The organism is Streptomyces sp. NPDC002838, assembly GCF_040295365.1.
Classification (GTDB): domain Bacteria; phylum Actinomycetota; class Actinomycetes; order Streptomycetales; family Streptomycetaceae; genus Streptomyces.
Window position 1 is genome coordinate 90269 of record NZ_JBEOVF010000021.1, and the last position, 19228, is coordinate 109496.

Genomic DNA, 19228 nt, shown 5'->3' on the forward strand with positions numbered 1-19228 from the left:
AACTTTGTATCAGCTATCTGAGGTTGGCCCGCACCAGCAGATAGACGAGGAAGGGGCCGCCGATCGCGGCGGTGACCACACCGACCGGGAGACTGATCGGCAGTGCCGTGCGCGCGACCAGGTCCGAGCCGATCAGCAGCAGCGCTCCCACCATGCCGGAGGCCACCATCGGCGGCGTCGGGTACCTCGTCAGACGCAGCGCCACCTGTGGCGCCACCAGCGCGACGAACGGGACCGGGCCCGCCGCGCTCACCGCCACACCGGCCAGCAGCACCGCGCACAACAGCAAGACCGCCCGCACCATCGCGTACCGGACGCCCAGGCCCGCGGCGACCTCGTCGCCGAAGTGCATCGGCTTGAACTGGAACGCGACACACGACACGACGACCATGAGGACGAGCGTGCCCCAGAGCGCGATCCGGACCTCGCCCCACGAGCGGTTGTCCAGCGAGCCGACCAACCACGCCTGGGCCTGGGCCACGTCCCTGATGTCGGCCGTGACCAGCAGCCAGGCCGTGATCGCCTCCATCACGGCACTCACCGAGATGCCGATGAGGATGAGCCGGAAGCCGTCGATCCCCCGCCGCCACGCAAGGAAGTACACCAGCAGCCCCGTACCGAGACCGCCCGCGAGCGCCGCCGCGGACAGGCCCACGGAGCCGACGATCGCCGCGGCGGTCCCGCCCGACACCGTCACCCCGAACACCGCGACCGCGCTGGCGCCGCTGGTGATCCCCAGAATGTCCGGGCTGGCCAGCGGATTGCGCGCGATGGACTGCGTGATCGCCCCGGACACCCCCAGCGCGATGCCCACGATGAGACCGGCCAGGGCACGCGGCATCCGCAAGTCCATGATCACGAACTCGTCGACCTGCTCACCCCGGCCGAGGATCGTGGCGATCACCCGGGACAGACCGATGGGGAAGTCCCCGACGCCGATGGACACGCAGAACAGCAGGAAGGTCGCCGCCGCCAGCAGCAGCGTGACGCACACGAGCCAGGGCCGCCATACGAACGACACGTTTCCGACCCGCACGCCCGGCGCCACCGATGGCTTCACGTCTGCCCCGTTCGGCTTCACGTCAGTTACGTTCATGCGTTCTTGAACTTTCCGCGCCACACCAGAACCGCGAAGAACGGGGCGCCGAGGAGAGCGACGACGACACCCGTGTCCAACTCACCCGGCCGCACCACCAAGCGCCCCACGACGTCGCAGACCAGCAGCACGACGGCGCCGAGCAGACCCGCGTACGGCACCAGCCAGCGATAGTCCGGCCCGGTCAGGTACCGGGCCACGTGGGCCACCATGAGCCCGAGAAAGGCGATGGGGCCGCAAGCCGCCGTCGCCGCGCCCGCCAGCAGGGTGATGGCGGCGATGCCGATGGTCCGGCTCAGCGCGATGTTCACGCCCAGCCCCCGCGCCACGTCGTCGCCCAGGTTGAGCAGGTTGAGGGAGGGCAGCATGGACAGCGCCAGCACCAGCCCGACCGCGATGAACGCGGTCACCGGCCAGATGACGTCGAATCCGACACCGGCCACGGAGCCCGCGTTCCAGAACCGCAGCGCGTTCAGCGACTCCTTGTCCGACAGCGCGACCGCCGTGGTCATCGCCGCGAGGAACACCGTGATCCCTTGCCCGGCCAGTGCGAGCGTCAACGGGTTGCCGGCCCCCCGGCCGATGCTCGCCAGGCCGAACACGACGACTCCGGCGACCGCCGCCCCCAGGAAGGCGAACCAGACGTACTGGAACGGGTTGGAGAACCCGAACACGGCGATCACCGACACCACGGCGAACGAGGCGCCGGCGTTCACCCCCAGCAAGCCGGTGTCGGCGATCGGGTTGCGCGTGTACCCCTGGATCAACGCCCCACCGACTCCCAGGGCGATACCCGCCACGATCGCGAGCACCGTCCGGGGCACCCGCACGGTCTCCACGATGAGCCTGATCTCGGTGAGCCGTTGGTCGGAGTCCGGCGCCGCGAACAACCCGTGCCACACCTCGGCAGGACTCAACGCGCGCGCACCGACAGCCAACGACACCGCCGCCGCGATCACAAGGATCACCACAAGCGTGCCCAAGCCCACAACCCGCCGCCGACGGGCCTCTGTTGTGCCCCTGGGCGCGGGGCGCTCAACTGCAATCGTGCCCATGTCGACGTACGTTATCCCTTTGATCAACGGGAACGGCAGCGCCCTAAGGGGCGCGGGGCTGTGCGGAGCTAACGCGCGGTGCTGCCGGTTCCGTCGGCGACCGTCCGGGCCTCGTCGGAAGCGGACTTGCGGCCTCGGTCGAGGAGCGAGTCCAGGATCTCGCCGACCCTGATGGCGGTGTTGGAGAGCAGGGACGACGTGATGCCGTGCGTGTGCTCCGTACCGCCCTGCAGATAGATGCCGCAGTGCAGGCCGGGGTCCGTCGCGACGCGGTAGTCGCGCTCGACGCGGACGCGGCCCTCGTCGTCACGGAGGCAGCGGTCCGCGACCTCGCCGAGGAGGCCGAGAGGGTCGGCAGGACTGTAACCGGTGGCGAAGACCACGACGTCCGCGTCGAGGAAGGTCTCCTCGCCGGTGACGAGGGACTTCACGGTGGCACGGACCTTCTCCGGCGTCTCCTTGACGTCGGCGAGCCGGGACACGTTGAGGAAGCGCAGCCGCTCGGTGCCGAGGACCTTCTCCTGGTACATCTGCCGGTAGAGGTCGTCGATCAGGTCGATGTCCACCACGGAGTAGTTGGTGTTGCCGTGGTAGTCCATCAGCCGGCGTTTGACGTTCTCGGGCGCGGCGAAGTACTCGTCGACCGCCTCCGGGTCGAAGATCCGGTTGGCGAAGCTGCTGTCGTCGGCGGGGCTGTAGCCGTAGCGGGAGAAGACCGCGCAGACCTCGGCCTGGGGGAAGCGGCGGTGCAGGTAGGCGACGTTCTCGGCGGCACTCTGCCCGGCGCCCACGACGATGAACCGAGAGGGTGAGGTGCCCTCCAGTTCGTCGACCTTCGCCAGTAGTTCGGAGTTGTGCCAGACGCGCTCGCCGCGCTCGACGCCCTCCGGCATGAGGGGACGCAGCCCGGTACCGATGACGAGGTTGCGGGCCCGGTGGACCGCGAGACCCTCCCCCGCGCGGACCGTCACCTCCAGGTGGTCCACGGCTCCGTCGCGGATGACAGGCGCGACACCGACGACCTCGTGGCCGTAGGAGACCATGTCCTCGACCTTGGCCGCGGCCCACTCGAAGTAGTCGTGGAACTCCACCCGCAGCGGGAAGAGGTTCTTGTGGTTGATGAAGTCGATCAGCCGTCCCTTGCTCTTCAGGTAGCAGAGGAAGCTGAACTCACTGGCCGGGTTCCGGAGCGTCACCAGGTCCTTGAGGAAGGACACCTGCATGGTCGCGTCGTCGATCAGCATGCCGCGGTGCCAGCCGAAGCGAGGCTGCTGCTCGAAGAAGTGGGCGCTGATCGCCTCCTGCTCGCCGACGCGTGCGTTGTGCTCGCTGAGTGCGATCGCCATGGCCACATTGGACGGTCCGAAGCCGATGCCAATGAGGTCGTGGACCGGTGGTGCGTCACCAGGAAGAACCTGTGACATGTCACTCCCATCGTGCGGGGCAGCCGCCTGGCAGCCGCGGGGAAGTACGAAAGGTGGGCAAGCCGACAGAGCAGCACACCACGGAACTTAGGTGAGCCTAAGCTAAACCCGTGAGGGTGTCGACAGGGCAAAACGGACGACCGAGTACCGATACCCGCCCCAACTGATGCGCTTTACGCACCCGTTGCGGGCTAAGGTAAGCCTTGCTTTACTTGCTGGCGGCAGTCCCTACGCTGAGGAGGAACCCCATGCGGGTCGTCATGTTCGGTTACCAGACGTGGGGGCACCGCACCCTGCAAGCCCTCCTGGACTCCGAACACGACGTGGTACTGGTCGTGACGCACCCCAAGAGCGAGCACGCGTACGAGAAGATCTGGAGCGACTCCGTCGCCGACCTCGCCGAAGCGCACGGCGTCCCGGTACTGATCCGCAACCGCCCTGACGACGACGAGCTGTTCGAGCGCCTCAAGGAGGCCGACGCGGACATCATCGTGGCGAACAACTGGCGGACGTGGATCCCCCCGCGCATCTACGGCCTCCCGCGCCACGGCACGCTGAACGTGCACGACGCGCTGCTGCCGAAGTACGCCGGCTTCTCCCCGCTGATCTGGGCTCTGATCAACGGCGAGCCCGAAGTCGGCGTCACCGCGCACATGATGAACGACGAACTCGACGCCGGCGACATCGTCCGGCAGGAGGCGGTGCCGGTCGGACCGGCGGACACCGCCACCGACCTCTTCCACAAGACCGTCGACCTCATCGCCCCGGTCACCATCGGCGCGCTCGACCTCATCGCCGCCGGGCAGACGGAGTTCACCAAGCAGGACCGGTCCCGGGCGAGCTTCTTCCACAAGCGGTCCATAGAGGACAGCCGTATCGACTGGAACTGGCCCGCAGAGGACCTCGAGCGCCTGATCCGCGCCCAGTCCGACCCCTACCCGAGCGCCTTCACCTTCCACAAGGGCAAGCGACTTGAGGTCCTCGCCGCCGTGGTGTCCCAGGGCCGCTACGGCGGTACGCCCGGCCGGATCTTCTACCGGGAGGGCGAGGGCGTGGTCATCGTCGCCGGGGCCGACGCCCGTACCGGCCGCAACCACGGCCTGGCCATCACGCGCGTACGGACGGAAGACGGCCGGGAGTTGGGTGCGACCGAGTACTTCACCTCCATGGGCGGATACCTCACCAGTCAGCCCTGAGCACCGTGGAACGGTCCTGCGCGGGGCCGTTCGGTGTGCAAAGGTGTCGGCCCCCCTACGGTCCCAGGGGCCGACCAAACCGCCGCCGCGCGGATCCCAGTCCGCGCGGCGGCGTTCATCCGCATTCCACCTGCCGCCGCTCGGGTCAGATCACGCGGAAGAGGTCGGCGGCGGCGTGGACGTCGGTGAGGTCCTCGATGGAGCGGAGGTTGTCGCACCGGGCGTCCAGGACCGATTCGGCTTCGGCGGCGCGCGGGGCGCCGATGGCCACGCCGAAGACGCGGAAGCCCAGCAGGTGCTTGGCGTCGTTCCAGCCACGCATCCATTCCTCGGTGACGTCGCATTCCTCGTCGGTGATCATCACGATGTCGCCGCGCTTGCGGGCGGTGTCGGGCGCCCTGGTCGGTGGTCTGCTCAATTCCTTGCCTGTGACGTCCTGTTGGGCTGATGAGACGGCCCTTCGCCCGAGCAAGATAACTTGGAGAGCGGGCCCCTCCCTTTTGAGAACCGCATTGTGCGAAGCCCCGGGGTCAACGTCATCGGCCTGCTGCTCTGCTGGGTCTCCGTTCTGGTCAGGAATCGAGAAGCGCGAGTCTCGGAGCCGCACCTAGCGTCATCGTCATGACTTCCATCGAATCCGTCACCCTTGAGGTGGCCGACCCCACGGCCGCCACCCGCTTCTACACCACCGCCTTCGGCCTGGGCAGTCAGATACGCCTGCGGGCCTCGGAGGCACCGACAACCGGCTTCCGCGGGTTCACGCTGTCGCTCGTGGTCTCCCAGCCGGCCGACGTCAACGCCCTCATCGACGCCGCCGTGGACGCCGGCGCCGCGACGCTGAAGCCCGCCACCAAGTCGCTTTGGGGCTACGGGGGCGTCGTACAGGCCCCGGACGGGACGGTCTGGCAGGTCGCATCGTCGTCGAAGAAGGACACCGGCCCGGCCACCCGACAGATCGACGAGATCGTGCTCCTGCTGGGAGTCGCGGACATGGCCGAGAGCAAGCGGTTCTACGTCGACCGCGGCCTCGCGGTGGCGAAGAGCTTCGGCAGCAAGTACGTCGAGTTCGCCACCGGGTCGGGTCCCGTCAAGCTGGCGCTGTACAAGCGCCGTGCCCTGGCCAAGGTCGCCGGCGTCTCTCCCGACGGCACCGGCTCGCACCGGCTCAGGATCGGCAGCGATGCCGGGCCGTTCACCGACCCGGACGGGTTCACGTGGGCGACCGCGTCGGAGACCGCGTCGCTGTGAACCGGGTGACGCGGGTGCACGCCGACATCGACGAAAGGTGTTCTCACATGTGTCAACCCCGCTTGGGACCGCGCACTCACCGCGGCCCTTCGCCTGAACAACCTCGCGCGCCGCGACCAGCCACAGAACACCTGAAGCAGCAGCATCCGGCCGTCGCCCTCCTACGGCGCCCCCAGCGCGCGGCTCCCCGGGGCAAGGAAACCCGTCCGAGCGTGTCCGTCATCGACGCGCTGGCCCGTGCCCTGCTACTCCAAGAGGACGAGCACGAGCACCTGCGCGGCCTCGCGGCACGTGCGGCCCAGCAGGCGCCCGAGCCGCCTACTGGCTCACACCCCGGGCGGGCTGCGATTGTTCGCCCGTCTGCGCGCCCTGGCCGACGCCGACCCGGACCTGACCCGGCTGTGGGAACGCTACGACGTCAGAACGCGCGCACACGGACGTACGGCCTACCGCCACCCTGACGTCGGCAGGTTCACCCTGGGCTACCCATGCAGCTGGAGGGAACCGTCGGCCACCGCCACAGCTGATGCTCGAACGGTTCACCAGCCATCTCGCCTGAGGCACGGCAAGCAAGCGCTCGGGCGCCTCTCCCCGCCGAAGCGGCCGGTCCGCATCATCGCCGGATCCCTCGGGGCTCAGCGCACCGGGGTCGCCTTGCCCGACGCGAGGTCGAGGGCGATGTCCACGATCATGTCCTCCTGCCCGCCGACCAGGCCCCGGCGGCCGACCTCCAGCAGGAGCGCGCGGGCGTCGACGCCGTAGCGTTCGGCGGCGATCTCGGCGTGGCGGAGGAAGGAGGAGTAGACACCCGCGTAGCCGAGGGTGAGGGTCTCGCGGTCCACCTGGACCGGGCGGTCGCGCAGTGGTCGTACCAGATCGTCGGCGGCGTCCTGGAGGGCGAGCAGATCGCAACCGTGTTTCCAGTCCTGCAGGTTGGCCACTGCGATGAAGGCCTCGATGGGACAGTTGCCCGCGCCCGCGCCCTGCCCGGCGAGGGACGCGTCGACCCGGGTGACGCCCTCCTCCACCGCGACGACGCTGTTCGCGACCGACAGCGACAGGTTCTCGTGCGCGTGCACGCCGATCTCGGTGGCCGGGTCGAGGACGTCGCGGTAGGCGCGGACGCGCTCGCGCATGCCGTCCATGGTGAGCCGGCCGCCGGAGTCGGTGACGTACACGCAGTGGGCGCCGTAGGACTCCATGAGCTTGGCCTGCGCGGCGAGTTCGGCGGCCGGGGCCATGTGGCTCATCATCAGGAAGCCGGAGACGTCCATGCCGAGATCGCGGGCCTTGGCGATGTGCTGGGCGGAGATGTCGGCCTCGGTGCAGTGGGTGGCGATGCGGACCGAGCGGACGCCCAGGGCGTGGGCGCGTTCGAGCTCGGCGATCGTGCCGATGCCGGGCAACAGCAACGTGGTGAGGACCGCCCGGGTGATGTTGCTCGCTGCCGCCTCGATCCATTCCCAGTCGGTGTGGCTGCCGGGGCCGTAGTTCAACGACCCACCCGCCAGGCCGTCGCCGTGCGCGACCTCGATCGCGTCGACGCCCGCCGCGTCGAGGCCGGCCGCGACACGTCCCACGTCGGCGGGGTCGATGCGGTGCCGGATGGCGTGCATGCCGTCGCGCAGGGTGACGTCCTGGATGTACAGGCTGCGGCTCATCGGTGGACCTCCACGGGAAGGGCGCCGCGCCGGGCGACCGACTCGGCGACGCGCAGCGCGGCCGACGTCATGATGTCGAGGTTCCCGGCGTAAGCGGGCAGGTAGTGGGCGGCGCCCTCGACCTCGAGGAACACCGAGATCCGGGTGGTTACTGGACCGGCGCCGTCCGGCACCAGGGTGTGCACCGGTTCGTCCTCGGCGACGGGGGCGAACTGCACCTCCTGCTTGAGGCGGTAGCCGGGCACGTACTGGGCCACCCGATCGGCCATCTCCTTGACGGAGGCGCGCACGGCGTCCTCGTCGATGTCACCGGTGAGGCAGAACACGGTGTCCCGCATGATCAGCGGTGGCTCGGCGGGGTTGAGGATGATGATCGCCTTGCCGCGCGCGGCGCCGCCGACCGTCTGGATGGCGTGGGAGGTGGTTTCGGTGAACTCGTCGATGTTGGCGCGGGTGCCGGGCCCGGCCGACTTGGAGGAGATGGAGGCCACGATCTCCGCGTAGTGGACGTCGGTCACCGCGGAGACGGCCGCGACCATGGGGATGGTCGCCTGGCCGCCGCAGGTGACCATGTTGAGGTTGTCGGCTCCCGCATCGAGGTGCTCCTCCAGGTTGACCGGCGGCACGACGAACGGGCCGATGGCCGCGGGCGTGAGGTCGATGAGCTTCTTGCCGTACGGCGCCAGCTTGTGGGCGTTGGCCAGGTGGGCCTTGGCCGAGGTGGCGTCGAAGACGATCTCGATGTCGTCGAAGTGCGGCATCGAGATCAGGCCTTCCACGCCCTCGTAGGTCGTGGGGACCCCGAGGCGGGCGGCGCGCGCGAGGCCGTCGGACGCCGGGTCGATGCCGACCATGGCACCGACCTCCAGAGTGTCCGACAGACGCAGAATCTTGATCATCAGGTCGGTGCCGATGTTGCCCGACCCGATGATGGCAACCTTGGTCTTCGTCATGCGCTGCTCTTTTCGGAGAATACGGCGCTGACCTCGCCGAGCGAGCTGATGTCGGCGCGGATCCGGGTTCCGGGCGGAGTGGGGACCATGGGGCCTAGCGCGCCGGACAGGACGACCTGGCCTGCGCGCAGCGGCTCGCCGAACTCCCGTGCTGTGCGGGCCAGCCAGGCCAGCGCGTTCAGCGGGTCGCCGAGGCACGCGGCGCCGGCGCCCTCGGAGACGAGCACGTCGTCGGCGTACAGCCGCATGGAGGTCTCGCGGGGCTCGAACTCGTCGAGGGTGAGCCGGTGTTCGGCGAGCACGAACAGTCCGCTGGAGGCGTTGTCCGCGACCGTGTCGGTGAGGGAGATGTCCCAGTCGGCGATGCGGCTGTCGACGATCTCCAGCGCGGCGACCGCGTGATCGACCGCGGCCCGTACCCGCGCCGGGGTCAGGTCGCCGTCGGCCAGGTCCTCCTTGAGTACGAAGGCGATTTCCGCCTCGGCCTTGGGCTGGAGCAGCCGCCCGGACGGCACCTCTGGCAGCCCCGAGACGTCCATGTCGGCGAAGAGCACGCCGAAGTCGGGCTGATCGACGCCGAGTTGGCGTTGTACGGCGGGTGAGGTCAGGCCGATCTTGCGGCCCACGACGACCGCGCCGTCCGCCAGCCTGCGACGGGTGAGCTCCTGTTGTACGGCGTAGGCGGCGGCGATGTCGTGTTCGCCGAGGAGGTCCCGTACGGGCGGGACGGGCCGGCCCTCGTCCAGAGCGGCGGCGAGGAGGGCGGCGGACCGGGCCACCGCCTGGGTGTCAACCGACCTGTGCGTCATGCCGGTTACCGCCCCTCTGCCGTGGCCACGGCGAACCCGGCGATCCATGCGGGGATGGCCTCGTAGAAGCGGGAGGTCATCTCGTACGGCCCGGTGGCGGCGAGGGAGGCGAAGGCGGCGATCCAGGTGCGGACCTCGTGGGCGGAACCGCCGGCCTCCTTGGCCATCTCCTCCACGGTCCAGGAGTCGAACTCCGCCAACTCTCCGCGTTCGAGGTGGTCGAGGAGACGGTTGTCCCAGTCAGGGTTGATCGGGGTCATCGCGCTCGACCCGGCGGCGTAGTCGCGGCCCGCCTGGACGACCCGCTGCTCCCCGCGAGCGCGCTGTTCGGGGGTTGGCGAGTGGCCCTCGATGAGCGCGTCGGCGACTCGGGGCGGCGCCCCGTCCAGCACCGGTACGGGCGGATCGTGCGAGAGGCCGCCGGAGGCGAGGAACAGCACCCGCCGGTCGAGGTCGCCGGACGCCTGCCCGAGCGCGGTCCCCAGCGCCCTGATCCGGCTCACCGGACCCAGCGGCGTGGCCACGCCGTTGACGAAGACGGGCACGACCGGCACTTGGTCGATGCCGCCGAAGAGGACCTCGAGCGGCTGTGCGAAACCGTGGTCGACGGTCATCCGGGCGGAGACGGTGAGGTCGATGCCGCGGTCGAGCGCGCCCTGGGCCAGCGCCTTCGCCGCGGCGGGGTCGACCGACAGCGGTCCGGCCTGCGACCCGAAGTCCCCCACCGCGTGTGCCTCGGTGGCCAGGCAGAACGGTGGCATCTCCTTGTAGAAGAAGCCGTTGTAGTGGTCGGGTGCGTAGAGCACGACCAGGTCCGGGGCGAAGCCGCGGATGAAGGTCCTCGCGGTGTCGACGGCGTCGTCGACGCGGGCCAGGACTTCCGGGTCCGGGTCGTTCTTGCCGATGAGGGGCGAGTGGGACAGCCCGACGGCTGCTGCGGGCATGGGCGTTCCTTACTGCTGGGGCTGGGGGCGGGGAACCGACGGGTGGATGACCAGCTTTCCGGTCAGCCCGCCGTCGATCATGAGCTGGAATCCCTTGTGGATGTCCGTGAGCGGAAGGGTCCGGTCGATCACCGGACGGACCCCGGTCGCGTCGAGCATGCGGAGCATCGCCACCAGCTCGGCGCGGGTGCAGCCGGTGGAGCCGAGGATGCGCTGCTGGAGGTAGAAGACGCGGCCCAGGTCGGCGGGCGGGTTGGTGCCGCTGGTGGCGCCGGCGATCACGACCGTGCCGCCGGGCCGCAATGACTTCAGCGAGTGCGACCAGGTCGCCTCGCCGACCGTCTCGATGACGACATCGACCTTCTCGGGCAGCCGCTCGCCGGTGGGCAGCGCGGCCCGGGCGCCCCAGGCGAGGGCCTCGGCGCGCTTGTCCTCGCTGCGGCTGGTGGCGTAGACGACGGCGCCCGCGGCCACCGCGAGCTTGATCGCGGCGGAGGCGACACCGCCGCCGGCGCCCTGCACCAGGACCCGGTCGCCGGCGGTGATCCGGGCCTGGGTGAACAGCATGCGGTAGGCCGTGGTCCAGGCGACCGGCAGACAGGCGGCCTCGTCGAACGACAGCCACGCGGGCTTGGGAACCAGGTTGCGGGTCGGCACCGTGACGTACTCGGCGAAGGCACCGTCGTGCTGCTCGGACAGCAGCGCCCGGTTCGGGTCCAGCGTCTCGTCGCCGCGGCCGGCGTCCGGGTCGCCGAGCACCGGGTGGACGATCACCTCGTTGCCGTCCTCGTCGTATCCGGCCGCGTCACAGCCGAGGACGATCGGGAGCCGCTCGGGAGGGTGACCGACGCCCCGCAGGGTCCACAGGTCGTGCATGTTGAGCGAGGAGGCCACGACACGGACCCGGGACCAGCCGGGCTTCGGTGCGGGCTCCGGTACGTCGTCGCGCAGCGCGAGCCCGGAGAGGGGGTCGGTGGCGCTCTGGGAGATGGCGATAGCGGCAAGCACGAGGGTTACGGTGACCGGGAACTGGAGCTGGGCTCTAGCGTGTGTGCCGCTGTGCAGCACGGGCGCCGTTGTTTCTGGTGCTGCGCCCCAGACCCCCCGATCAGGGGTTGCCACGTGTTGTCTTTCTGTCTGCCGCGGGCTGTACGCGGCTGGTCGCGCAGTTCTCCGCGCCCCTTGAAAGGCCGTCGTGGAAGGAAGCGGGTCAGTGGGGCATGTCGTCCAAGGCCGTGGGGAGGTCGGCGAGCCAGGACGGTTCCGCGGTGAACAGGACGACGTTGCCGCCCGGCAGGTCCGACTCGGCAACCCGGCGGAAGCCGCCCGCCTCGAAGGCGTCCTGGGCGGCGGTGTCGTCCTCGGCCGGTGCGGCGACCACACGGCGGCAGTGCGGGTCGGCGGCGAACAACGCGGGGGCGAGTTCGCTCAGCAGCCGACCGGCCATGTTCTCGGCGTCCTCGACCACAACCAGCCCAACCGCGATGTCGTGCGCGCCGTACGGATAGCAGACCCGCAGGGGATGCTGCTGAACGCGGTACAGACGCAGTTCGACCGGCGTACCGCCGCCGCGGGGAACGGCGGCGTACGCGCGGACGCCATGACCGGCGTCGGCGAGTGGACGCAGCGTCCAGCCGTCGCCGAGGACGGGCTCGGGCGGCGGCTGCACGTCGAGGAACGTGGTCATGACGGGCTCACACGGTATCGGCGGCCGGCTCGGCATCCGCCTCGACCAGTCGGCGCAGTTCGCCCTTGGCGAGCTTGCCGCTCGCGTTGCGCGGCAGTTGGTCGACGAGTCGGAGCCGGGTGGGGAGCTTGTAGCGGGCGAGGTGTCGACCGGCGAACTCCCGTACCTCTTCCAGCGTGAGCGAGGTTCCGGGTGCACAGGTGAGAACGGCCTGGACGGTCTCGCCCCATGTCGGGTCGGGTACGCCGATGACGGCCGCCTCCAGGACACCGGGGCAGGCGGCGAGGACGCGCTCCACCTCGGCCGGGTAGATGTTCTCTCCGCCGCTGATGATCATGTCCTTGAGTCGGTCGACGATGTAGTAGAAGCCGTCCTTGTCGCGATGGGCGATGTCGCCGGTGTGGAACCAGCCGGCGTCGTCGAAGGCGGCGCCCGTCGCCTCCGGGTTGTTCCAGTAGCCGGGGGTGACGTTGGGGCCGCGGACGCAGATCTCGCCGCGGGTGTCGGACTCGACGATCCTGGCGCCGGTGACGGGATCGGCGAGGCAGATCTCGGTGTACGGCATGGGGGCGCCGGCCGAACCCGCCTTCTCCTGCGTCAGCCCGGCGGGCAGGTACGTGGCGAAGGGGGCCGTCTCGGTGAGTCCCCAGGCCTGCTGGAGGAGGATGCCGCGTTCGGCGTAGTCGTGGATCAGCTGCGGCGGGACGGGCGCGCCCGCGACGACCGCCGACCGCAGCGCGCTCAGGTCGGCCTCGGCGAAGCCGGGCACGCGGGCGAGGGCGGCGTACATGGCGGGGACCGCGAAGAACGTGCTCACCCGGTGCCGCACCAGGTCGTCCAGGCACTGGGCGGGGTCGAAGCCGCGGCGCAGGACGACGGTGCCGCCGCGCAGCAGGGTGCGCAGGGTGAGGGCGTTGAGGCCGCCGATGTGGAAGAGGGGGGCGGCGGCCAGGTTCACGTCGTCGGAGCGGGTGTCCACCATGCTGTCGACGTTGACCGCGTTCCACCACAGGTTGCCGTGGGTGAGCATGACGCCCTTGGGGCGCCCGGTGGTGCCGGAGGTGTACATCAGGGCACCGAGGTCGTCGTCGTGCAACGGTACCGGCTCCCGGGCGGGCCTGCCGGGGCCGAGCAGCTCCGACAGCGGCGTCCACACGGCCGCGTTCGGCACGGCGGCGGGGCAGGCGGGGTCGGTGTCGACCAGGATGTGGCGACGGGTGGGGATGCCGCCGAGGACCGACTCCACCAGTTCGCGGTGCCCCTCCTCCACGACCACGGTGTGGGCTCCGCTGTCGGTGAGGATGTGGCGCACCTCGTCCGCGGCGAGGCGGAAGTTGACGGGGACGAAAACGGCACCGAGGTGGGCGGCGGCGAACAGCGCGTGGAAGAAGGTGACGCTGTTGAAGCCGAGACAGGCGATCCGGTCGCCGCGGCGCAGTCCCTGCTCGGCGAGTCCGGCGGCCAGCTCGATGGCGGTGCGGCTGAGGTCGGCGGCGGAGAACTCCTGGCCCTCGTAGACAAGGGCGGTGGGCGTGGAGTACTTGGCTCTGCGGTGCAGCGCGGCTGCTGGGCTGATGTCGACGGCGGCCATGGCGGCGGCTCCTTCGATGGCTGTCGTACGGAAGGCGGAGGGTTACAGGCCGGCGCCGCCGGCGGCGGTGCGGAAGCCGCGCACGGCGATGCCTCCGTCGGCGGGGATGACCGCTCCGGTGACGGTGCCGCTGTTGGCGCGAGAGGCGAGCAGGACGTACGGGCCGGTGAAATCCTCGGGCTCGACGCTGGAGTCGTACAAGGGGACGAGCGGCGGCTGCTTCTCACCCGAGGCCTCGTTCTTGGCGAAGGAGGCGGCCAGCGTACGGTCCTGCAGGCCCAGACTCTCGGGGCCACGCAGCTGGGTGCGCATGCCGCCGACGGCGACGCCGTTGACGCGGACCTTCGGTGCCAGTTCGTAGGCGAACTGGCGGAGCAGGCCGAGGCAGGCGTGCTTGCCGGCGGTGTAGAGGGAGCCGCCGCCGTCGGGGTGGAAGGAGGCGTTGGAGAGGGTCATGACGATGTTCCCGCGACTGCGGACCAGTTCCCGCCAGGCGGCCTCCACGGCCAGGACGTATCCCTTGACGTTGATGCCGAAGACCTCGTCGAACGCCTCTGACAGCTCCTTGCCGGTCAGCCGGGTGACGCTGCGGTGGTAGTCCCAGATTCCGGCATTCGGAACGAGGATGTCCAGCTTGCCGAAGCGCTCCATGGTGGTCTCGACCGCACGGTGCAGATCGTCCGGTGAGCGCACGTCACCGGCGACGGTCAGCACGCCGTCCGGGAGGTCGCCCAGCTGCCTCGCGTCACGGTCCAGTACGGCGACACGCGCCCCCTCGGCCAGGTACCGCAGGGCGACCGCGCGGCCGATACCCGCGCCGCCGCCGGTGATCAGGGCGACGTCGCCCTCCAGCCAGCCGCCCATCACCGGGCTCCGAGGAAGTCGGTGACCAGCCGCTCGAACTCGGCCTGCCGCTCCAGCTGCACCCAGTGACCGCAGCCGCCGAAGACGTGCAGTTGGACGTCACGGATCTGCTTGAGCATCAGCTGGGCGCCGTCGAGGGTGATGGTGCGGTCGTCGCGGCCCCACAGGAGAAGGGTGGGGGATTTGATCTTGTGGACTCGCTGCCAGAGCGGGTCCATGCCGTGCCGCTTGGCGAAGGCCGCGTTGTACGCGTGGTAGAAGGCGATGTGGGACTCCTCGAGGGAGGCCTCGTAGCGGGCCTGGACGGTGTCCTCCCAGCGCTTCGGCTCGGCGGTCATGACGCGGATGAAGTCCCGCATCTTCTTCACCGTCGGACCCTCGCCGTTGTAATAGCGGAACATCGCCTTCTGGCCCTCGGTCGGGGTCGGCCCGAACGGCAGCCAGCCGCCGCCCGGCGCCATGAGCACCAGCTTCTCGACACGTTCGGGAGCGGTGAGCGCGGCGGCGATGGCGGCGGCGCCGCCGAGGCTGTTGCCCAGCAGGTGGAAGCGGTCGATGCCGAGGGCGTCCAGGGTCTGCAGCAGCGCGTCGACCGTGATCTCCGTGATGCTGCGGGCGTCCAGGTCCGCCTCCGTGGGGCGGTAGCTGCCGCCGAAACCGGGCTGGTCGGGCAGCACGACCCGGAAGTGCGGGGTGAGGGCGGCCAGGTTCTGGTGGTAGTTGGCCACCCCGCTCGCGCCGGGGCCGCCGCCGTGCAGCATCACCAGCACAGGGCCCTCGCCGGCCTCACTGACCGCGACGGTCCCGAGCGTCGTCCGCACGGTGTGCTCGACGAGCTTCGGCTCTTCAGTCTGTGCAGTGCTCACGTGGGTCTCCGGTCGGTCATCACAGGAAGGTGCTGATGTTCTTGGCGAGCAGGACGTTCTGGTCGAGCAGGATCGTGCGGCGGGCGATCAGCAGGCCGCCGTCCTCAATGCGGCGCAGGACGTCGGTGCGGCCGCCGGCGTACAGGTCGACCTCGCGCTCCAGGCGGTTGCGGTAGCAGAGGAACGCCGACTCGGCGACGTACTCGCCGCTCTCGTCGCCCGGTCGTACCGTCACATTGGTGATCAGGTGCCGGGTCCGTGAGGGCGGGTCCTCGGCCCAGGCCATGCCCGAGTCGAAGCGGCGGATCCGCCAGGCCAGACTCGCCTTGGTCTCGTCGAAGATCGCCACCTCGCCGGGTGAGCCGTCGGCCAGGGCCTGCTGACGGCGCAGCCGGTTGGTGCGCACCGGCGCCCAGTAGTGCAGGTCGTCGGCGAACAGCTCCAGCCAGTCGGCGTAGCGGTGCTGGTCGAGCAGCTGTGCCTCGGTGGCGTAGAGCCGCTGCACCTCGAAGTGGAGCCGGATGTCGTCGTCGTACGGGACGGACGAGGGTGCCGTCGACTCCATGGGGTGGATGCTCATCGGGGGGCCTCCTGCGATCCGCGCTCGGGTGTCATTTCAGCGCGGAGGGGATGGTTCGGGGAGCACGTGTGCCGGTGGATGGCACAGCAGGGGGTCGGGCAACGCCCTGACGGGCGCGGGCTGTACCGATATGCGGCTCCGCCGCGTGGGCGCGACCAGCCACGAACACCCCGCAGCAAAGCGACAGCGTCGCGTGGCAGCCCCTGATCAGAGCAGCGCACGCAGGTCGACACCCTCGTCTGCCAGGTACGCGGGGTCGACCACGACACGGCGATCGATGAGACGCCGGGCAACCTTCACGTCCCGCGCCCGGTCAATGGCAGCCACGGCCACCACCAGGTCCCCACGCAGACCGAAGACAATGAAGGCCGCGCTGTCAGACGCGCCCCGCAGCACGGTCCGCTCGGCGTCAGCCATGGTGCCCACCGCTTCCAGGCGGCAACCGTGCCGGTCGGACCAGAACCACGGCGCCTGCGGATCCGGCACCGGACGGCCCAGGAGGCCCAGGGCAGCGGCCTGTCCGTCCCGCTGGGCGGCCTCCCAGTGCTCGTGCCGTACGCGATGGTCCTCCTGGCGGGCCACATCACCGACGGCGAAGACGTTGGGGTGGGAGGTGCGCTGTCCAACCTGGACGACGATGCCGTTGTCCACCCGCAGCCCGGCATCCTCCGCCAACTCCGTCGCCGGCCGGATGCCGATGCCCGCCACCACCGTGTCGGCGGCCACGACCCCGTCGTACCCCGCGAGGTGCATGAGGATCTCGGCGGAGCGACGTTCGACACGCTCGACCCCGGCGGTGATCATCTCGATCCCCTCGGCGGTGTGCCTGCGGTGCAGCACGCCCGCGATGTCGTCCCCGGCCACCGCGGCAAGCGGTACCGGAACCGGGTCGACCAGGGTGACCCGGCATCCCAGGGCGCACGCGACGGCCGCGGTCTCAGCACCGATGAGTCCGGCGCCGACCACGGCCACCCGGGCGCCGGGCAGCAGGCGTTCCCGCAACCGCTCGGCGTCCTCCCAGGTGCGCAGCAGGTGTACGGCCGGGTCGTCGCCGCCGGGCACGGGCAGCGCACGGGGCGTGCCACCGGTGGCCAGCACGATCCGGTCGGCGCCCACGACCGTTCCGTCGATCAGCTCCAGTCCACCCTCGTGCGGGCGGATCGCCCGGACCCGGGCGCCCTCGCGCAGGTCGACGCGCTGCTCCTCGTACCACTGCTCCGGCCGCAGCAGGACGTCCTCTCGCCGTGCCTTGCCCAGCAGGACGTCCTTGCTGAGCGGCGGCCGGTCGTACGGCAGCCCGCTCTCGGCGGACAACAGCACGAGCTCCCCGTCGTAGCCCTGGGCGCGCAGGGCGTCGCAGGTGGAGACGGCCGCCAGGCCCGCGCCGACGACGGCGATGCGCCGCGGGTGGTTCATGCGGTGGCCTCCTGGCCGGGGTGCAGCCAGATGCCGCCGTCGCGGACCTCGACCCGGTGGGTGCGCGCGGCGACGGTGGCGGGCATGCACTGCGGCTCGCCGGACTTCAGGCAGAAGCGGGCGCTGTGCAGCGGGCACTCCACCTCGCCGCCCTCGATCCAGCCGTCGGCCAGCGAGGCCCGGCCGTGGGAGCAGGTGTCGTCGAGGGCGTAGTAGGCGCCGCCGTCGTGGAAGACGGCGATGGCGTCGCCGTGACCGGTGGTCTCGGCGGGGATCTTCAGCGCCTCGCCCTCTTCGATGTCGCCCACCTCGGCGACGTGAATACCGGTGCTGGTCGTGCTCATGGAGTGTCCTTCTCAGTGACTTTCTCGGTGGATTTCCCGGTGACTTTCTCGTGCCAGGCGGGCGTGTTCATCAGGTCGCGCCAGCGGGCGTAGAAGCCGCGGGCGGCGCCGTCGCTGTAGAGGCGGCCGGTGGTGCCGGGGTGGATGCCGTCCTCGGTCTGAAGTCCCAGTCCCATCTGGTAGTTGAGGGTCATGGAGCCGGACACGAAGCCGTGGGCGGTGGCCTGGCACTCGCTCCAGTTCTCGCCGTCGTCCTGCTCGAAGATGCCGGTCGGCCCGAACGTCCGCAGGTTGTAGATCCGTTGGGCGTTCTTGACCTCGTCCGGCATCGACCTGTCGACGATCGTCCAGGCCCAGACCTCCATCTTGTCCGGGCCCTTGGGGTGCCAGACGCGGATGCTGCCGTTGACCGGCAGGTAGGAGAAATTGGGGAAGACGGTGCCGTGTCCGGTGGTCATCGGGCCTTCGACGCGGGCGTCGCCGAGGCGTTCGCGCAAGGCGTCGTAGTCGTAGTGGTCGTGCACGACCCGGTCGTCGAAGCGGCTCTTGGGGTGGGTGGGGAAGCCGTGACCGTGGCCGAGCGGGTCGGTGTACTGCCGTCCCGGCGTCTGCACGATCTCGGCCTTGGGGCCCTTGCCGGTGGGCGACATGACCATCAGCGCCGAGGCGTGCGAGATGTTGACGTGGTACCAGTCGGAGGCGAACTGCTCGGCGGCGAGCTTCCAGTTGCCCTCCAGCACCCACTTGTGCACCCCGCCGACCACCTCGGTGCCCTCCGGATCCCGGTCGAGCATCGCGTCCAGATACCAGGCGAGGCCGCCGAGCGCCTCACGCAGCGGTGGGGCCTCGGGGTTCCAGGTCGCGAAGACGAGTCCCTTGTACGTGTCGAGCTGGGCGACCTCGATCAGTCCCCACTGGTCCTGGTCGAAGTGGGCCGGATAGTCCTCGCCGTTGGGTACGTTGATCAGCTTGCCGGAGGTGTCGTACGCCCAGCCGTGATAGCTGCATGTGAACGCCTTCGTGGCGCCCGCGTCGGCGCGGCACACCCGCATGCCCCGGTGGCGGCAGGCATTGAGGAAGGCCCGCAGCTTCCGGTCACGGCCCATCGTGACGATGACCGGATCCTCGCCCATGTACGTGGTGAAGAAGTCGCCCGGCTTGCCGAACTGGCTCTCGTGCGCGAGGAACAGCCAGCTCGGCGCGAAGATGCGGCGCAGCTCCTGACGGTAGAGGCCGGTGTCGCTGAAGATCGTCCGGTCGACCAGGCCCCGGTCCAGGTCGAAGTACGCGCCGACATCGACGGACGGCTCATGGTGTCGCAGCATGGGCACAGGAGACGTCGCCCGGCGACGCCGTGCCCAGCCGCCGTGCCGGGATGTGGAACAGCGCCGAGACCGAGCCCGCCGGTATGGAGAGCACGCAGGGCCCAACCCGTTTACAAGCCGGAAACGGACACATACATTGGACGCGCGTCCATCTTAATGGTTCAGCCGA

Annotated in this window: 18 protein-coding genes and 2 pseudogenes; 3 read left to right on the forward strand and 17 right to left on the reverse strand. The window is 70.1% G+C overall.

Features of this window, described 5'->3' with window-relative positions:
* Positions 1-13: 13 nt before the first annotated feature.
* The 3 genes from ABT063_RS25855 to ABT063_RS25865 all read right to left on the reverse strand — a co-directional run bounded on the left by ABT063_RS25855 (position 14) and on the right by ABT063_RS25865 (position 3575).
* Positions 14-1096 (reverse strand): FecCD family ABC transporter permease, encoded by a 1083-nt coding sequence (locus ABT063_RS25855; RefSeq protein ID WP_351060777.1) that lies wholly within the window; start codon positions 1094-1096, stop codon positions 14-16.
* Positions 1093-2151: a FecCD family ABC transporter permease gene (locus ABT063_RS25860; protein WP_351060780.1), complete on the reverse strand. Its 1059-nt coding sequence runs from the start codon at positions 2149-2151 to the stop codon at positions 1093-1095. Before ABT063_RS25860 ends, ABT063_RS25855 begins: the two co-directional genes overlap by 4 nt.
* 68 nt (positions 2152-2219) lie before the next feature.
* Positions 2220-3575 (reverse strand): lysine N(6)-hydroxylase/L-ornithine N(5)-oxygenase family protein, encoded by a 1356-nt coding sequence (locus tag ABT063_RS25865; RefSeq protein WP_351060783.1) that lies wholly within the window; start codon positions 3573-3575, stop codon positions 2220-2222.
* Between the two features lie 248 nt (positions 3576-3823).
* Between ABT063_RS25865 and ABT063_RS25870 the strand changes: the two genes are divergently transcribed.
* Positions 3824-4771: a methionyl-tRNA formyltransferase gene (locus ABT063_RS25870; protein ID WP_351060786.1), complete on the forward strand. Its 948-nt coding sequence runs from the start codon at positions 3824-3826 to the stop codon at positions 4769-4771.
* Positions 4772-4916: 145 nt separating this feature from the next.
* On the opposite strand, the pseudogene ABT063_RS25875 reads toward ABT063_RS25870, so the two are convergent.
* Positions 4917-5162, reverse strand: a pseudogene (locus ABT063_RS25875) (hypothetical protein); the annotation flags it as partial.
* Between the two features lie 230 nt (positions 5163-5392).
* Between ABT063_RS25875 and ABT063_RS25880 the strand changes: the two are divergent.
* Together ABT063_RS25880 and ABT063_RS25885 are read left to right on the forward strand one after the other, a co-directional pair.
* Entirely contained in the window at positions 5393-6019 is a 627-nt protein-coding gene (locus ABT063_RS25880) for a glyoxalase (protein ID WP_351060789.1), read from the forward strand.
* 291 nt (positions 6020-6310) lie between these two features.
* Positions 6311-6448: pseudogene (locus tag ABT063_RS25885) on the forward strand (hypothetical protein); the annotation flags it as partial.
* Between the two features lie 206 nt (positions 6449-6654).
* Here ABT063_RS25885 and dmpG read toward each other — a convergent pair.
* The 13 genes from dmpG to ABT063_RS25950 form a co-directional block, all read right to left on the reverse strand.
* A complete protein-coding gene (gene dmpG / locus ABT063_RS25890) occupies positions 6655-7680 on the reverse strand; it encodes a 4-hydroxy-2-oxovalerate aldolase (RefSeq protein ID WP_351060791.1) in 1026 nt (341 codons plus the stop codon).
* On the reverse strand, positions 7677-8633 hold the full coding sequence (locus ABT063_RS25895) for an acetaldehyde dehydrogenase (acetylating) (RefSeq protein ID WP_351060794.1): 957 nt from the start codon (positions 8631-8633) through the stop codon (positions 7677-7679). Before ABT063_RS25895 ends, dmpG begins: the two co-directional genes overlap by 4 nt.
* Entirely contained in the window at positions 8630-9442 is an 813-nt protein-coding gene (locus ABT063_RS25900) for a 2-keto-4-pentenoate hydratase (protein WP_351060797.1), read from the reverse strand. The genes ABT063_RS25895 and ABT063_RS25900 overlap by 4 nt, the downstream gene beginning before the upstream one ends.
* A 5-nt stretch (positions 9443-9447) precedes the next feature.
* Positions 9448-10386 carry a 3-carboxyethylcatechol 2,3-dioxygenase gene (locus ABT063_RS25905; protein ID WP_351060800.1) on the reverse strand — a complete coding sequence of 313 codons (939 nt, stop codon included), beginning with the start codon at positions 10384-10386 and terminating at the stop codon, positions 9448-9450.
* Between the two features lie 9 nt (positions 10387-10395).
* On the reverse strand, positions 10396-11394 hold the full coding sequence (locus ABT063_RS25910; protein WP_351060803.1) for a zinc-binding dehydrogenase: 999 nt from the start codon (positions 11392-11394) through the stop codon (positions 10396-10398).
* Positions 11395-11596: 202 nt separating this feature from the next.
* Positions 11597-12073, reverse strand: coding sequence for a GNAT family N-acetyltransferase (locus tag ABT063_RS25915; protein ID WP_351060806.1), 477 nt, complete (start codon positions 12071-12073; stop codon positions 11597-11599).
* Between the two features lie 7 nt (positions 12074-12080).
* Positions 12081-13664, reverse strand: a complete 1584-nt coding sequence (locus tag ABT063_RS25920; protein WP_351060809.1) for an acyl-CoA synthetase — start codon at positions 13662-13664, stop codon at positions 12081-12083.
* 42 nt (positions 13665-13706) lie between these two features.
* Positions 13707-14528: an SDR family NAD(P)-dependent oxidoreductase gene (locus tag ABT063_RS25925; RefSeq protein ID WP_351060812.1), complete on the reverse strand. Its 822-nt coding sequence runs from the start codon at positions 14526-14528 to the stop codon at positions 13707-13709.
* Positions 14528-15394 carry an alpha/beta fold hydrolase gene (locus ABT063_RS25930; protein ID WP_351060815.1) on the reverse strand — a complete coding sequence of 289 codons (867 nt, stop codon included), beginning with the start codon at positions 15392-15394 and terminating at the stop codon, positions 14528-14530. Before ABT063_RS25930 ends, ABT063_RS25925 begins: the two co-directional genes overlap by 1 nt.
* Before the next feature lie 19 nt (positions 15395-15413).
* Positions 15414-15974, reverse strand: a complete 561-nt coding sequence (locus tag ABT063_RS25935) for a 3-phenylpropionate/cinnamic acid dioxygenase subunit beta (protein ID WP_351060818.1) — start codon at positions 15972-15974, stop codon at positions 15414-15416.
* Positions 15975-16181: 207 nt separating this feature from the next.
* Positions 16182-17390 carry an NAD(P)/FAD-dependent oxidoreductase gene (locus ABT063_RS25940; RefSeq protein ID WP_351060821.1) on the reverse strand — a complete coding sequence of 403 codons (1209 nt, stop codon included), beginning with the start codon at positions 17388-17390 and terminating at the stop codon, positions 16182-16184.
* The gene (locus tag ABT063_RS25945; protein WP_351060823.1) at positions 17387-17734 is read right to left on the reverse strand and encodes a bifunctional 3-phenylpropionate/cinnamic acid dioxygenase ferredoxin subunit; all 348 of its coding nucleotides are present in this window, start codon (positions 17732-17734) and stop codon (positions 17387-17389) included. The genes ABT063_RS25940 and ABT063_RS25945 overlap by 4 nt, the downstream gene beginning before the upstream one ends.
* Positions 17731-19059: an aromatic ring-hydroxylating dioxygenase subunit alpha gene (locus ABT063_RS25950; protein WP_351060826.1), complete on the reverse strand. Its 1329-nt coding sequence runs from the start codon at positions 19057-19059 to the stop codon at positions 17731-17733. The genes ABT063_RS25945 and ABT063_RS25950 overlap by 4 nt, the downstream gene beginning before the upstream one ends.
* Between the last annotated feature and the right edge of the window lie 169 nt (positions 19060-19228).